The sequence below is a fragment of the Streptomyces sp. NPDC059142 genome, assembly GCF_042755665.1.
GTDB lineage: Bacteria > Actinomycetota > Actinomycetes > Streptomycetales > Streptomycetaceae > Streptomyces.
Window position 1 is genome coordinate 7,970 of the sequence record NZ_JBHZDA010000151.1, and the last position, 1,502, is coordinate 9,471.

A 1,502-nucleotide genomic window follows, 5' to 3' on the forward strand; every position below is an offset into this window, starting at 1 on the left:
CACAAAACTCGGGGCGCCTGTTATTTTTTTTAAAACCCCCCGTCCCCCCCCCCACCGCCACCCCCGGGGCCCCCCCCCCCCCCCCCCGGCCCCCCCCGGGCCCCCCGTTTGCATCACCCGTCGCGCTGCGGTCGCAGAATCTTCTTACCGTGAGCACATGAACCACACGCCACGCTTGCGCGCCATCCTGAGCTGCACCGTACTGGTCGTGTCCCTCGGGGCGAGTGCGACCGCGTGCGGTGGCCCCGACACCCACCCGCTCTCCGACAAGCCGTACGACGCCGACGGCCAGATCGTGTTCAGCGTCGCCGCGGGCGGCAAGAAGGTGAACCCGGACAAGCCGCTCGAAGTGGTCTCCAAGAGCCGGGACGGCCGGATCACGGACGTCACGGCCGTCGACGCGAGCGGCCACTACCTGGCGGGCGAACTCACCGCCGACGGGATGCGCTGGCACTCCACGGCCCCGCTGGCCGCCGGTGCCCGCTACACCGTCCGGGTCGCCACGGAGAACGAGGAGGGCAAGCCCGGCTCCCGGCGGCTCACCTTCGACACCGCGAAGGCGAAGAAGACCCTGGAGGTCGAGTTCGGCCCCGACGCGGGCACGTACGGTGTCGGCCAGCCGGTCACCGCCAGCCTCAGCGAGCCCGTCAAGTCCAAGGCGGCCAGGGCCGTCGTCGAACGCTCCCTGAAGGTGCGCTCCACCCCCGGGGCGGAAGGCGGCACCTGGCACTGGGTGGACGACGAGACGATGCACTTCCGCCCGAAGGAGTTCTGGCCCGCCAACAGCAAGATCACCGTCACCAGCAACCTCGAAGGGGTGAAGATCGAGGACAAGCTGTACGGCGGCGCCACCAAGCCGCTGAAGCTCACCATCGGTGACCGGATCGAGGCGATCACCGACGCGTCGGCGCACTACATGACGATCTACCGCAACGGTGAGGAGATCAACAGCATCCCGGTCACCACCGGGAAGCCCGGCTTCTCCACCCGCAACGGGATCAAGGTCGTGCTCGGCAAGGAGTACTTCGTCCGGATGCGCGGCTCCACCGTCGGTATCGGCGGCGGCGAGGGGTACGACCTGCCGGTCTACTGGGCGACCCGGGTCACCTGGAGCGGTGAGTACGTGCACGCCGCCCCCTGGTCCGTGGGCTCCCAGGGCGCGGCCAACGTCAGCCACGGCTGCACCGGCATGTCCACGGGCAACGCCGCCTGGTTCTTCGAGACCGTGAAGGAGGGCGACATCGTCCAGGTCATCAACAGCGCCGGGGACTACATGGAGGACTTCGGCAACGGCTACGGGGACTGGAACGTGGACTGGAAGGACTGGCGCAAGGGCAGCGTCCTCCAGGCCGGCCTCAGGGAGGGCAGCTCGCCGTCCGACTCGGCGCGGCTGCGTCCCGCGATCTAGGCGGCGCCCAGGCGGTGCTCGGACGGCGCAGGGCGTCCGGGTGGGTGGGGGGGGGGGGGGGGTGGGGGCGGGGCCCCCCCCCCCCAACACGGCC

At 70.4% G+C, this 1,502-nt stretch carries 1 protein-coding gene; it reads left to right on the forward strand.

Annotated features, from left to right (window positions below; genetic code table 11):
* Positions 1-157: 157 nt before the first annotated feature.
* The gene (locus ACFXPK_RS31260) at positions 158-1,408 is read left to right on the forward strand and encodes an Ig-like domain-containing protein (RefSeq protein ID WP_385003204.1); all 1,251 of its coding nucleotides are present in this window, start codon (positions 158-160) and stop codon (positions 1,406-1,408) included.
* Positions 1,409-1,502 lie beyond the last annotated feature (94 nt).

Bases quoted from the DNA above. Each gene is read 5' to 3' on its own strand.
- ACFXPK_RS31260 (WP_385003204.1), top strand. From the start codon at position 158: ATGAACCACACGCCACGCTTGCGCGCCATCCTGAGCTGCACCGTACTG.